2 protein-coding genes (1 of these 2 cut by a window edge) are annotated in these 15,001 nt (G+C 63.6%); both read left to right on the top strand.

What is annotated here, in order from left to right; genetic code table 11:
- The first annotated feature begins 59 nt into the window (after nt 1–59).
- Nucleotides 60–1,055: a condensation domain-containing protein gene (locus tag PCOSP_RS17220; RefSeq protein WP_464711958.1), complete on the top strand. Its 996-nt coding sequence runs from the start codon at nt 60–62 to the stop codon at nt 1,053–1,055.
- Nucleotides 971–15,001, top strand: the 5' portion of a protein-coding gene (locus PCOSP_RS17215) for an amino acid adenylation domain-containing protein (RefSeq protein WP_464709130.1). It continues 4,356 nt past the right edge of the window; only the first 14,031 of its 18,387 coding nucleotides appear in the window; its start codon is at nt 971–973; the stop codon falls past the right edge of the window. Before PCOSP_RS17220 ends, PCOSP_RS17215 begins: the two co-directional genes overlap by 85 nt.

Genomic DNA, 15,001 nt, shown 5'->3' with positions numbered 1-15,001 from the left:
ATGAGGTAAAAGTTCCGGCCAACCTGATTGCGCCGGATTGCCAACGCATTACCCCCGACATGCTGCCGTTGGTGACGTTGTCCCAGGACGCCATCGACCGCATCATCGCGACCGTGCCGGGCGGCGCGGCCAATGTGCAGGACATCTACCCGCTGGCACCGTTGCAAGAGGGCATCCTCTATCATCACCTGGCGGCCGAACAGGGTGACCCCTACGTGCTGCAAGCGCAGTTCGCCTTCGACAGCCGCGAACGCCTGGACGATTTCACCCAGGCCTTGCAAGGCGTGATCGATCGCCACGACATCCTGCGCACGGCCATGGCCTGGGAGGGCTTGGACGAGCCGGTGCAAGTGGTCTGGCGCGAGGCCTCGCTGGGCATTGAACAGGTGGAGCTGCTGTCTGAGGACGGCGACGTTGCCGTTCAGTTGAACACCCGGCAGCACCTGGATATCCGCCAGGCTCCACTGATGCGCATCAGGTTTGCCCAGGACGGGGCTAACCGGCGCTGGGTGGCGACCCTGTTGTTTCATCACATGGCGCTCGATCACACCGCACTGGAAGTGGTGCGCCACGAAATGCAGGCACACTTGTCGGGCCAGGCTGACCAATTGGGCGACGCGGTGCCGTACCGCAACTATGTGGCCCAGGCCCGCCTGGGTGTGAGCCGTGAAGAACACGAAGCGTTCTTTCACGACATGCTGGGTGCCATCGATGAACCCACCTTGCCGTTCGGGTTGCAGGATGTCCGTGGCGACGGCAGCGAGGTCGAGGAGGCCAGGCAAGAGGTTGCCATCGATCTTAGCCGTCGTTTGCGCGGCCAGGCCCGTCGGTTGGGCGTGAGCGCGGCAAGTCTGCATCACTTGGCCTGGGCCCTGGTGCTGGGCCGGGTATCGGGTCGCGAAGACGTGGTGTTCGGCACCGTATTGATGGGCCGGATGCAAGGGGCGAGGGCGCCGACCGCGCGCTGGGGATGTTCATCAATACCTTGCCGCTGGGCGTGCAGGTGGGGGCGCAGAGCGTGCGCGATGGTGTATTGGCGACGCATGCGCGGCTGACCGGATTGCTGGGGCATGAGCACGCTTCCCTGGCATTGGCCCAGCGTTGCAGCAGCGTGGTTGCACCGACGCCATTGTTCAGTGCTTTGCTCAACTATCGTCATTCGATGGCTGAGCCCCTCGCACTGCAACCGTCCTCTGGCTGGCAAGGCATTGAGGCGCTGGGTGGCGAGGAGCGCACCAACTATCCGTTGGCGCTGTCGGTGGACGATCTGGGCGAAGGCTTCAGCCTCACCGTCCAGGCGGTGAGTGGCGTCGGTGCGCGGCGAGTCGCTGCCTATATGGAGGCCGCGCTGGCGAGTCTGGCCCAGGTGCTGGAGTGTGCGCCTGAGTCGTCGCTGGCCGATCTGCCGATTCTGCCCGCAGCGGAGCGTGAGCAACTGCTGGTGGCGTTCAACGCCACCGACGCCGAGTATCCGCTGGAGCAGACCGTCCATGGGTTGTTCGAAGAGCAGGTGCAGCGTACGCCGGAAGCGCTGGCGGTGCTGCATGGCGAGCAGCGCCTGAACTACCGAGAGCTGAACGAGCAGGCCAATCGCTTGGCGCATTATCTGCGCAGGCAGGGCGTACAGCCGGATTCGCGGGTGGCGATCTGTGTCGAGCGTGGCCTCGACATGGTCGTGGGCTTGCTGGCGATCCTCAAGGCGGGAGGCGGTTATGTGCCGCTGGATCCGGCCTATCCGGCGGATCGGATTGCCTACATGCTGGAGGACAGCGCGCCGGCCGTGGTGCTGGCCCAGGCTGCGACCCTTGGGTTGTTGGCTGATGCAACGATGCCGGTGATCGATCTCGGTAGCGGGCGCTGGCAGGACGAATCCGTCTCGAATCCAGAGATTGCAGGGCTGACCTCGTCGCATCTGGCCTATGTGATCTACACCTCAGGTTCCACCGGTTTGCCGAAAGGCGTAATGATCGAACACCGCAACACGGTGAACTTCCTCACCTGGGCCCATCGTTCGTTCGATGCGAAAACCCTGTCCAGAACCCTGTTCTCGACCTCGCTGAACTTCGACCTGGCGGTTTACGAGTGCTTTGCACCGTTGACTAGCGGCGGCAGCATCGAGGTGGTCACTAATGTGCTGGAACTGCAGCACGGCGAGCACGACATCACCCTGATCAACACCGTGCCGTCGGCGCTCAAGGCGCTGTTGGAGTCCGGTGGGCTGGGCGAGGGCGTGGACACGGTCAACGTGGCCGGTGAAGCCCTCAAGCGCAGTCTGGTGGAGGCACTGTTCGAACAGACCTCAGTCAAGCGCTTGTGCAACCTCTATGGTCCTTCGGAAACCACGACCTATTCCAGTTGGGTCTCCATGGCCCGGGAAGACGGCTTTGCCGCCCATATCGGCAAGCCAGTCGCGAACACCCAGTTCTACCTGCTGGATGAGCATAAGCAGCCGGTGCCATTGGGTGTCCCAGGAGAAATCTACATCGGTGGTGCCGGTGTCGCCCGTGGCTATCTCAATCGCGACGACCTCACCGCCGAGCGTTTCCTCAAGGATCCGTTCAGCAGCGAACCGAATGCCCGGATGTACAAGACCGGCGACCTCGGCCGTTATCTCCCGGACGGCAACATCGAATATCTGGGCCGTAACGACGATCAGGTGAAGATCCGTGGTTTCCGCATCGAACTGGGCGAGATCGAAGCCAAGCTCGCCCAGCACGAGGCCGTGAAGGAGGCGGTGGTGCTGGCCCGCGAGGACGTACCAGGCGATAAGCGTCTGGTCGCCTATTTCACCCAGTCAGAAACGGTGGACATCGAGACCCTGCGCAGCCACCTGCAAGGGCAATTGCCGGAATACATGGTGCCTGTGGCCTATGTGCGTCTCGATGCCATGCCGTTGACCCCCAACGGCAAGCTCGACCGCAAGGCCTTGCCGGCTCCGGAACACGATGCACTGATCACCCGTGGCTACGAAGCCCCCCGAGGCGAAGTTGAAACCGCCCTGGCGCAGATCTGGCAGGACCTGCTCAAGGTCGAGCGCATCGGTCGTCACGATCACTTCTTCGAACTGGGCGGCCACTCCCTGCTGGCCGTCAGCCTGATCGAACGGATGCGTCAGGCCGGCCTGAGTGCCGATGTGCGTATCCTGTTCAATCAATCGACCCTGGCTGCGCTGGCGTCGGCCATCGGTGGCGGCAGCGAAGTGAGTGTCCCGGCAAACCTGATTCCTTCGGATTGTGAACACATCACCCCGGCCATGCTGCCACTGGTATCGCTGGACCAGGATGCCATTGACCGTATCGTCGCGACGGTACCGGGCGGTGCGGCCAATGTGCAGGACATCTACCCGCTGGCACCGTTGCAAGAGGGCATCCTCTATCATCACCTGGCGGCCGAACAGGGTGACCCCTACGTGCTGCAAGCGCAGTTCGCCTTCGACAGCCGCGAACGCCTGGACGATTTCACCCAGGCCTTGCAAGGCGTGATCGATCGCCACGACATCCTGCGCACAGCCATGGCCTGGGAGGGCTTGGACGAGCCGGTGCAAGTGGTCTGGCGCAACGCGTCGCTCGGCGTCGAGCAGGTGTTGCTGCGGGATGAGGACGGTGACATCGCCGGTCAGTTGCAAGCACGCTTCGATGCGCGGCACCACCGCTTGGATATCCGCCAGGCGCCGTTGATGTGCATCCGCTTTGCTCAGGATGCAACCCACCAGCGTTGGGTAGCGACCCTGTTGTTTCATCACATGGCGCTCGATCACACCGCACTGGAAGTGGTGCGCCATGAGATGCAGGCGCACTTGCTCGGACAGGCCGGGCAGTTGGCGGCGGCGATGCCTTATCGCAACTATGTGGCCCAGGCGCGCCTGGGCGTCAGCCAGCAGGAGCACGAAGGTTTCTTCCGCGACACGCTTGGCGACGTGGACGAGCCGACGTTGCCGTTCGGCCTGCACGATGTGCAAGGCGCAGGACAGGGGATCGAAGAAGCCACGTTGGCGCTCGCCAGCAGCTTGAGTCATGACCTGAGGATTCAGGCACGCCGGCTTGGTGTGAGCGCGGCAAGTCTGGTCCACCTGGCCTGGGCGCAGGTGCTGGGCCGTGTATCAGGCCGGGACGACGTGGTGTTCGGCACCGTGCTGATGGGCCGGATGCAGGGCGGCGAGGGCGCCGACCGCGCCCTGGGGATGTTCATCAACACCTTGCCGCTACGGGTGAACCTGGGGCAGGCCGCCGTCCGTGCAGGCGTGAGAGCGACCCATGGCCGCTTGACCGCGCTGCTGGGGCATGAGCATGCGTCCCTGGCGCTGGCGCAGCGTTGCAGTGGGGTGGCGGCACCGACGCCGCTGTTCAGTGCGTTGCTCAACTACCGTCACACCGATGCGAACCAGGCCCCGTCTGCCTGGAGCGGTATTGAGGTGCTCAGTGGTGAAGAACGGACCAACTACCCGCTGATGTTGTCGGTGGACGATCTGGGCGAAGGTTTCAGCCTCACCGTCCAGGTGGTGAGCGGGATCGGCGCGCCGCGGATCTGTGCCTATATGGAAACCGCGCTGGCGAGTCTGGCCCGGGCGCTGGAGTATGCGCCTGAGTCGTCGCTGGCCGATCTGCCGATTCTACCCGCAGCGGAGCGTGAGCAACTGCTGGTGGCGTTCAACGCCACCGATGCCGAGTATCCGCTGGAGCAGACCGTTCATGGGGTGTTCGAGCAGCAGGTGCAGCGCACGCCGGATGCGATGGCGGTGCGGCATGGTGAGCAACGCCTGAGCTATCGCGAGCTGAACGCGCAAGCCAACCGCTTGGCGCATTACCTGCGCGGGCAGGGCGTGCGGCCGGATTCGCGGGTGGCGATCTGTGTCGAGCGTGGCCTCGACATGGTCGTGGGCTTGCTGGCGATCCTCAAGGCGGGCGGCGGTTATGTGCCGCTGGATCCGGCCTATCCGGCGGATCGGATTGCCTACATGCTGGAGGACAGTGCGCCGGCCGTGGTGCTGGCCCAGGCTGCGACCCTTGGGTTGTTGGCTGATGCAACGATGCCGGTGATCGACCTCGGTAGCGGGCGCTGGCAGGACGAATCCGTCTCGAATCCAGAGATTGCCGAGCTGACCTCGGCGCATCTGGCTTACGTGATCTATACCTCCGGTTCCACCGGCTTGCCGAAAGGGGTGATGATCGAACACCGCAACACGGTGAACTTCCTGACTTGGGCCCATCGGTCGTTCGATGCGCAAACCCTGTCGAAAACCCTGTTCTCGACCTCGCTGAACTTCGACCTGGCGGTCTACGAGTGCTTCGCGCCGTTGACTAGCGGCGGTAGCATCGAGGTGGTCACTAATGTGCTGGAACTGCAACACGGCGAGCACGACATCACCCTGATCAACACCGTGCCGTCGGCGCTCAAGGCGCTGTTGGAGTCCGGTGGGCTGGGCGAGGGCGTGGACACGGTCAACGTGGCCGGTGAAGCCCTCAAGCGCAGTCTGGTGGAAACGCTCTTTGAACAGACTTCAGTCAAGCGCCTGTGCAACCTCTATGGTCCTTCGGAAACCACGACGTACTCCAGTTGGGTATCGATGGCTCGCGAAGACGGGTTTGCCGCGCATATTGGCAAACCGGTCGCCAACACCCAGTTCTACTTGCTGGATGAGCACAAACAGCCGGTGCCATTGGGTGTTCCTGGGGAAATCTATATCGGTGGTGCCGGTGTGGCTCGGGGTTATCTGAATCGCGATGACCTCACCGCCGAACGCTTCCTGAAAGATCCATTCAGTGCTGTTCCAAACGCCCGGATGTACAAGACCGGCGACCTCGGCCGTTACCTGCCGGACGGCAACATCGAGTACCTGGGCCGTAACGACGACCAGGTGAAGATCCGTGGTTTCCGCATCGAACTGGGCGAGATCGAAGCCAAGCTCGCTCAACACGACGCGGTGAAAGAAACGGTGGTACTGGCCCGCGAAGACGTGCCGGGCGACAAGCGCCTGGTGGCCTACTTCACGCCGGCGAGCGACACAACGGATATCGAAACCCTGCGCAGCCATCTGCAAGGGCAGCTACCGGAATACATGGTCCCCGTGGCCTACGTTCGCCTCGATGCCATGCCGTTGACCCCTAACGGCAAGCTCGACCGCAAGGCCTTGCCGGCCCCGGAACACGATGCACTGATCACCCGTGGTTACGAAGCCCCGCAAGGCGAAACAGAGATTGCCCTGGCACAACTCTGGTCCGAGGTGCTCAAGGTCGAGCGCGTCGGCCGTCATGACCACTTCTTCGAACTCGGTGGTCATTCCCTGCTGGCCGTCAGCCTGATCGAGCGGATGCGCCAGGCCGGCTTGAGCGCCGACGTGCGCGTGCTGTTCGGCCAGCCGACGTTGATGGCGCTGGCGGCAGCGGTGGGCAGTGGCAGCGAAATCGTGGTGCCGGACAACGGTATCCCGCCGGGTTGCACGCGGATCACCCCCGACATGCTCACACTGACCCACCTGGATCAGGAGGCCATCGACCATATCGCGTCGAAAGTGCCGGGTGGCATGGGCAACGTACAGGACATCTACCCGCTGGCGCCGTTGCAGGAAGGCATCCTCTATCACCATCTGGCTGCCGAACAGGGCGACCCCTATGTATTGCAGTCGCAGTTCGCCTTCGACAACCGCGCGCGCCTGGATGAGTTTGTCCAGGCCCTGCAAGTGGTGATCGATCGCCACGACATCCTGCGTACCGCCATCGTCTGGGAGGGCCTCGATGAGCCTCAGCAAGTGGTCTGGTGCGAGGCGCGTCTGGGGCTGGAGGCGTTCGTTGCGGATCCACAGGCCGGTGCCGTCAGCGAACAACTGCACAGTCGTTTCAATGCCCGGCACTATGCCCTTGACCTGACCCAGGCCCCGCTGATGCGCCTGGCGTTCGCGGAAGATCAGCCCAACCAGCGCTGGATCGCGATGCTGCTGTTCCATCACATCGCCCTCGATCATGCGGCGATGAAAGTGGTGCAGCGCGAAATGCTGGCGTATCTGCAGGGTCAGGCTGACCAGTTGGACACCCCCGCGCCGTACCGCAACTATGTGGCTCAGGCCCGCCTGGGGGTGAGTCGTGAAGAACATGAAGGCTTCTTCAGCGACATGCTCGGCGATGTGGATGAGCCGACGCTGCCGTTTGGCCTGCACGATGTACAGGGCGACGGTGACGATATCGAGACGGCGACACAGCTGCTCGACAGCGACCTGAGCCGTCGCCTGCGGCGTCTGGCCCGCCAGTCGGGCGTGGGCGCGGCGAGCCTGCACCACTTGGCCTGGGCGCAGGTGCTGGGCCGGGTCTCGGGCAGGAGCGATGTGGTATTCGGCACGGTCCTGATGGGCCGGATGCAGGGCGGCGAAGGGGCCGATCGTGCGTTGGGCATGTTCATCAATACCCTGCCGCTTCGCGTCGGTGTCGATGAGCGGGACGTCAAGGCCGGCGTCAAGGAAGTGCACGGTCGACTGACCGCCCTGTTGGGGCATGAGCATGCCCCATTGGCACTGGCCCAGCGTTGCAGCGCTGTGGCCGCGCCGACGCCGCTGTTCAGTGCCTTGCTCAACTACCGTAACTCCAGCGAACAAGCCAACGGACAGGACACCCTGGCGGCCTGGCAGGACATCGAAACCCTGGGCGGTGAAGCACGCACCAACTATCCGCTGACCCTGTCGGTGGATGACCTGGGTGAAGACTTCGCCTTGACCGTCCTGGCCAGCCACGGCGTGGGCGCGCAGCGGATCTGTGCCTACATGGAAACCGCCCTGCACAGCCTGGCCAAGGCCCTGGAGTTCAACCCCACGACATGCCTGCACAGTCTGGAGGTGCTGCCGCAAGTCGAGCGCCGGCAAGTGTTGATGGGGTTCAACGCCACTTGCCGTCGTTATCCGCAGCACCGGACCGTCAATGACTTGTTCGAAGTACAGGTGCAGGCGCATCCCGATGCCATTGCCGTGGTCCATGACGAGCAACGCCTGACTTACCGCGACCTCAATGCCAGGGCCAACCGCCTGGCCCGTCATCTGATCGGTCTGGGTACTCAATTGGGCGACAGCGTGGCTATTGGCTTGGCACGTTCGAGCGACCTGCTGGTCAGTCAATTGGCCGTGCTCAAATGTGCTGCCGTCTATGTGCCGCTGGATATCAACGCACCGGTCGAGCGCCAGCAATTCATGGTCCAGGACAGTGGCGCACAGCTGGTGTTGACCCTGAGCACGCTGGTTGTGCCTGAAGGTGTGCAACGGGTGGACCTGGATACCGTCGAGCTGGACGAGTTTGCCGATAACCTGGACCTGACCCAGGATGCCGAGTCGGTTGCGTACATCATGTACACCTCCGGTTCCACCGGGATGCCGAAGGGCGTGCTGGTGCCGCATCGGGCGATCAACCGCTTGGTGATCAACAACGGCTACGCCGATTTCAACCAGCAGGACCGGGTGGCGTTCGCCTCGAACCCGGCCTTCGATGCCAGTACCCTCGACGTCTGGGCGCCGTTGCTCAACGGCGGCTGCGTGGTGGTGGTCGAGCAGGATGTGTTGCTGTCCCGGGAGCGGTTCGCGGCGCTGTTGACCGAGCAATCGGTCAGCGTGTTGTGGATGACCGCCGGGCTGTTCCACCAGTACGCCGACGGCCTGCTGCCGGTGTTCAAGCAACTGCGTTACCTGATCGTGGGTGGCGATGTATTGGATCCGGCGGTAATCGCGCGCGTGCTCAAAGATGGCGCACCGCAACATCTGCTCAACGGCTATGGCCCGACCGAAGCCACGACGTTTACCACCACTTATGAAATCAAGAACGTGGGCGAGGGTGGTATCCCGATTGGTTGTCCTATCGGCAACACCCGCGTCTACGTGCTGGATGCGAACCAGCAGCCCGTGCCGATGGGCGTGACCGGCGAGTTGTACATCGGTGGCGATGGCGTAGCGAAAGGCTACCTGAACCGTCCGGAACTGACCGCCGAGAAATTCGTTGCCGATCCGTTCAGCGCCGATCCGGCGGCCTTGCTCTACCGCACCGGCGACCTGGCGCGCTGGCGTGCCGACGGCGCCGTGGATTACCTGGGTCGCAACGACGACCAGGTGAAGATCCGTGGCTTCCGCATCGAACTGGGCGAGATCGAAGCCCGACTCGCACAACATGATGCTGTGAGGGACTGCGTGGTCCTGGTCCGCGAAGACGTGCCGGGTGAGAAACGCTTGGTGGCTTACTTCACTCAAGCGCAGGACGTGGACATCGAGGCGTTGCGCGCCCATCTGCAAGGGCTACTGCCGGAGTACATGGTGCCGGTGGCCTACATGCGCCTCGACGCATGGCCGCTGACCGCCAACGGCAAATTGGATCGTCGCGCACTGCCGGCGCCGGATCTTGACTCACTCGCCACACGGGCCTATGAGACCCCGCAAGGCGAAGTCGAAGCCACGTTGGCACAGCTATGGCAAGACCTGCTCAACGTCGAGCGCATCGGTCGTCATGATCATTTCTTCGAGCTGGGCGGTCACTCGCTGTTGGCGGTGACGTTGATCGAGCGCATGCGCCAGGCCGGTTTGAGCGCTGACGTGCGGGTGCTGTTCAGCCAGCCGACCCTGGCGGCGCTGGCCGCGGCCGTCGGCAGCGGCAAGGAGGTCAAGGTGCCTGCGAACCTGATCGCCTGCGGCTGTGAACGGATTACGCCAGCCATGCTCACGCTGATCCAGCTTGATCAGGAGGCGATTGACCGGGTCGTGGCAACGGTGCCGGGCGGCGCTCGCAATGTGCAGGACATCTACCCGTTGGCGCCGCTGCAGGAAGGTATCCATTACCATCACCTGGCCGCCGAGCAGGGCGATCCCTATGTGTTGAAAATCCTGTTTGAAGTATGCAGTCGGGATCGGCTGTCGGCCTTTGCAGATGCGTTGCAGCATGTCATCGACCGGCACGACATCCTCCGTACCAGCGTGGTGTGGCAAGGGTTCGATTCGCCAGTGCAAGTGGTCTGGCGCAACGCGCCGCTGGCGGTGGATGAGGTGGCGCTGGCAGCCGGGGCGGGCGATGTCGCTACCCTGTTGCAGGAGCGTTTCGATCCACGGCATTACCGTCTCGATATCACCCGGGCGCCCATGATGCGCCTGGTGTTTGCCCAGGACGCGGCCAACCAGCGTTGGGTCGCGATGCTGCTGTTCCACCATATGGCGCTGGACCACACCGCCATGGAGGTGGTGCGGCACGAGATGCAGGCGCATCTGTTGGGCGAGGCCGAGCCGCTGGCCGCGGCTGTGCCGTATCGCAACTATGTGGCCCAGGCTCGCCTGGGCGTGAGCCAAGCGGAGCACGAAGCGTTCTTCCGCGAGATGCTCGGTGATGTAGACGAGCCGACGCTGCCGTTCGGTCTTCAGGATGTGCAGGGGGATGGACGGGATATCGAGGAAGCCAGGCTGCCTGTCGACCTGTCGTTGAGCCTGCGTCTGCGAGCCCAGGCGCGCCAGCTCGGCGTGAGTGCGGCCAGCCTGGTTCACCTGGCCTGGGGGCAGGTGCTGGGCCAGGTGTCCGGCAAACCGGATGTGGTGTTCGGCACCGTGTTGATGGGGCGGATGCAGGGTGGCGATGGGGCTGATCGGGCGCTGGGCATGTTCATCAACACCTTGCCGTTGCGGGTGGATGTGGGCGACCAGGGCGTGCGTGACGGCGTGAAGGCCACTCACGCCCGGTTGACCGGCCTGCTGGGGCACGAGCATGCCTCCCTGGCGCTGGCCCAGCGTTGCAGCGGCGTAGCCGCGCCGATGCCGTTGTTCGGTGCGTTGCTCAATTATCGGCATAGCGCGGTTGACGAGCATTCGAGCGAGACCCTGGCCGGTTGGGAAGGCATCGAGACCCTCGACATCGAAGAACGCACCAACTATCCGCTGAGCCTCTCGGTGGACGACCTGGGCGAAGGCTTCGGCCTGACGGCGCTGGCTGTACCGCAGATCGGCGCACAGCGGGTCTGTGTCTATATGAACGTCGCGCTGGAACATTTGGTGGAGGCCCTGGAGCAGGCACCGCAGACGCGATTGGACAGTCTGTCGATCCTGCCGGCGGACGAGCGCCAGCAGGTGGTGGCAGACTTCAACGCGACCACTCGCAGCTATCCACGGGACAGCACCGTCCATGGCCTGTTCGAAGCCCAGGTGCAGGTGCATCCCGACGCCGTTGCCGTGGTCCATGCCGGGCATGGCCTGACTTACCGCGAACTCAACGCCAGGGCCAACCGCCTGGCTCGCCACCTGACTGGTCTGGGCACCCAACTGGGCGACAGCGTGGCCATCGGGCTGGCGCGTTCGGTTGACCTGCTGGTCAGTCAATTGGCCGTGCTCAAATGTGCTGCCGTCTACGTGCCGCTGGATGTCAACGCACCGGTCGAACGCCAGCAGTTCATGGTCCAGGACAGTGGCGCACGGTTGGTGCTGACCCTGAGCACGATGGTTGTGCCTGAAGGTGTGCAACGGGTGGACCTGGATAACGTCGAGCTGGATGAATCCGCCGATAACCTCGATCTGACCCTGAGCGCCGAATCAGTCGCGTACATCATGTACACCTCCGGTTCCACCGGAATACCGAAGGGCGTGCTGGTGCCGCATCGGGCGGTCAACCGCTTGGTGATCAACAACGGTTATGCCGATTTCAACGAGCAGGACCGGGTGGCGTTTGCCTCCAACCCGGCGTTCGACGCCAGCACCCTGGATGTCTGGGCGCCGTTGCTCAACGGCGGTTGCGTGGTGGTGGTCGAGCAGGATGTATTGTTGGACCAGGAGCGCTTTGCGGCGCTGTTGACCGAGCAGTCGGTCAGTGTGCTGTGGATGACCGCTGGGTTGTTCCACCAGTACGCCGCGGGCATGCTGCCGGTGTTCAAACAGCTGCGCTACCTGATCGTGGGCGGAGATGTGCTCGATCCGGCGGTGATCGGTCGCGTCTTGAAAGACGGCGCGCCGCAGCATCTGCTCAACGGCTATGGTCCGACAGAAGCCACGACGTTCACGACCACGTATGAAATCCAAACCGTGGGCGAGGGTGGTATCCCGATTGGTTGTCCTATCGGCAACACCCGCGTCTACGTGCTGGATGCGAACCAGCAGCCCGTGCCGATGGGCGTGACCGGCGAGTTGTACATCGGCGGTGACGGTGTCGCTCTCGGCTATCTGAACCGCCCCGAGCTGACCGTCGAGAAGTTTGTCGCCGACCCGTTCTGCGCCGATCCGGCGGCCTTGCTCTACCGCACCGGCGACCTGGCGCGCTGGCGCACGGACGGCACCGTGGATTACCTGGGGCGTAACGACGACCAGGTGAAGATCCGTGGTTTCCGTATCGAACTGGGCGAGATCGAGGCGCGGCTGGGCCAGTGCGTCGGCGTGAAAGACGCCGTGGTGCTGGCGCGGCAGGATGAAGCCGGGCCGAAACGCCTGGTGGGTTATGTGATTCCGGAAGCGGACGTCAGCCTGTCGGTACACGACCTGCGCAGCCAGTTGGCAAGCACGCTGGCCGAGTACATGGTCCCCAGCGCCTTTGTGATGCTGCCATCCTTCCCATTGACTGCCAACGGCAAGCTGGACCGCCGCGCGCTGCCGGCCCCGGATGCCGATGCCTATGCCAGTCGCGAATACGAAGCCCCACTGGGCGAGATCGAAACCACCCTGGCTCGGCTCTGGGCCGAGGTGCTCAAGGTCGAGCAGGTGGGGCGTCACGACCACTTCTTTGAACTCGGTGGCCATTCGCTGCTGGCGGTGACCCTGATCGAGCGCATGCGCCAGGTCGGTTTGAGCGCCGATGTGAGGGTGCTGTTCAGTCAGCCGACCCTGGCGGCGCTGGCGGCCGCCGTCGGCAGCGGCAAGGAAGTCGAGGTGCCGGCGAATCTCATCGAGTCCGGCTGTGGGCGCATCACCCCGGCCATGCTGCCGTTGGTGAGCCTCGACCAGGAAACGATCGACCGGATCGTCGCCACCGTTCCGGGTGGCGCGTCCAATGTGCAGGACATCTACCCGCTGGCGCCGCTACAGGAAGGCATCCTCTATCATCACCTGGCCGCCGAACAGGGCGACCCCTATGTGCTGCAATCGCAGTTCGCCTTTGACAACCGTGAGCGTCTCGACGCGTTCGTCGACGCGTTGCAGGGGGTGATCGACCGTCACGACATCCTGCGCACCAGCGTGGCCTGGGAAGGTCTGGACGAACCGCTGCAGATGGTCTGGCGCAAGGTCCTGCTGGAGCCGCAATGCTTCGAAGCCGATGCCACGGCCGGCGATGTCGCCACGCAACTGGCGAGCCGCTTCGATGCTCGCCATTATCGCCTGGACCTACGTCGAGCACCGATGCTGCAGCTGGTCTATGCCCAGGATGAAGCTCAGGCGCGTTGGGTGGCGACCCTGCTGTTCCACCACATGGCGCTGGACCACACTGCGCTGGAAGTGGTGCAACACGAGATGCAGGCGCACTTGATCGGCGAGGCCGGGCAACTGACTGAAGCCGTGCCGTATCGCAACTACGTGGCCCAGGCCCGACTGGGCATGAGCGAGGCGGAACACGAGGCGTTCTTCCGCGAGATGCTGGCTGACGTCGATGAGCCAACGCTGCCCTTCGGGTTGGCACAGGTGCAAGGCGACGGACGCGGCATCGGGGAAGTAAGCGAAGCGCTCGGTCAAGCGCTGAGCCTTCGTCTGCGGACCCAGGCGCGACTGCTCGGTGTGAGCGCCGCGAGCCTGGTCCATCTGGCCTGGGCCCAGGTCTTGAGCATGGCGACCGGACAGAAAGAAGTGGTGTTCGGCACGGTATTGCTGGGCCGGATGCAGGGCGGCGAAGGAGCCGACCGGGCGCTGGGCATGTTCATCAATACCTTGCCGGTCTGTGTGCCGGTGGATGAGCAGAGTGTGCGTGACGCGGTCCGCATGACCCACGGGCGCTTGACCGGCCTGTTGGGCCACGAGCATGCGTCGCTGGCCCTGGCTCAGCGTTGCAGCGGCGTGGCCGCGCCAACCCCGCTGTTCAGCGCACTGCTGAATTATCGGCACAGTGCGACTCAGATAACGGACGAAGTGTTGTCGGCCTGGAGCGGCATGCAGAGGCTGTCCAGCGAGGAACGGACCAACTATCCGCTGACATTGAATGTCGATGACCTGGGTGACGATTTCAGCCTGACGGTCCAGGTGGATGCGCAGCTCAGTGCCCAACGCATCAGTGGCTATATGCAGGTTGCCCTGCAAAGCCTGGTGGATGCCTTGGAGTACGCCCCGCAAACGCCGATGCACAGCCTGACGGTGTTGCCTGCGGCCGAGCGTCGGCAGTTGCTGGAGACCTGGAATGCTTCGGACGCGGTGTATGCCGATGATGCATTGATCCACGGGCAATTCGAGGCCTGGGCGGCGGCGCAACCCGACGCCGTGGCTGTGGTGTTCGAGGACCGCACGCTGACCTACGGCGAACTCAACACACGGGCCAACCAGCTCGCCCATCGCCTGCTGGCCCTGGGCATTCGTCCGGATGACCGGGTGGCGATCTGCGTCGAGCGTGGCCTGGACATGATTGTCGGCCTGTTGGGCATCCTCAAGGCGGGTGCCGGTTATGTGCCGCTGGATCCGGCTTATCCTCAGGAGCGCCTGGCGTTCATGCTCGACGACTGCGCGCCGGTGGCATTGCTCACCCAGTCGCATCTGTTAGCTCATCTGCCCGGGCTGTCTGCCTCCGTATTGCTGCTCGATCAGCCTGAAACAGCGGGTATCGCGCAACAACCGCAGCACAACCCTGGTCTCGAGACGCTGACGTCCAGGCACTTGGCCTATGTGATCTACACCTCCGGTTCCACTGGTTTACCGAAAGGGGTAATGGTCGAGCATCGCAACGTCGCGCGGTTGTTTTCGGCCACGCAACCATGGTTCGACTTCGGCCCGCAGGACGTCTGGGCGTTGTTCCATTCCTTCGCCTTCGACTTCTCGGTCTGGGAAATCTGGGGCGCGCTGACCCATGGCGGTCGTTTGTTGGTGGTGCCGCAACTGGTCAGCCGTTCG

Source organism: Pseudomonas sp. MAFF 730105, assembly GCF_055380705.1.
This window is presented reverse-complemented; position numbering and strand designations above follow the sequence as displayed.

Coding starts and splice junctions, on each gene's coding strand:
- PCOSP_RS17220 (WP_464711958.1), top strand. CDS start 60: ATGCTGCCGTTGGTGACGTTGTCCCAGGACGCCATCGACCGCATCATC.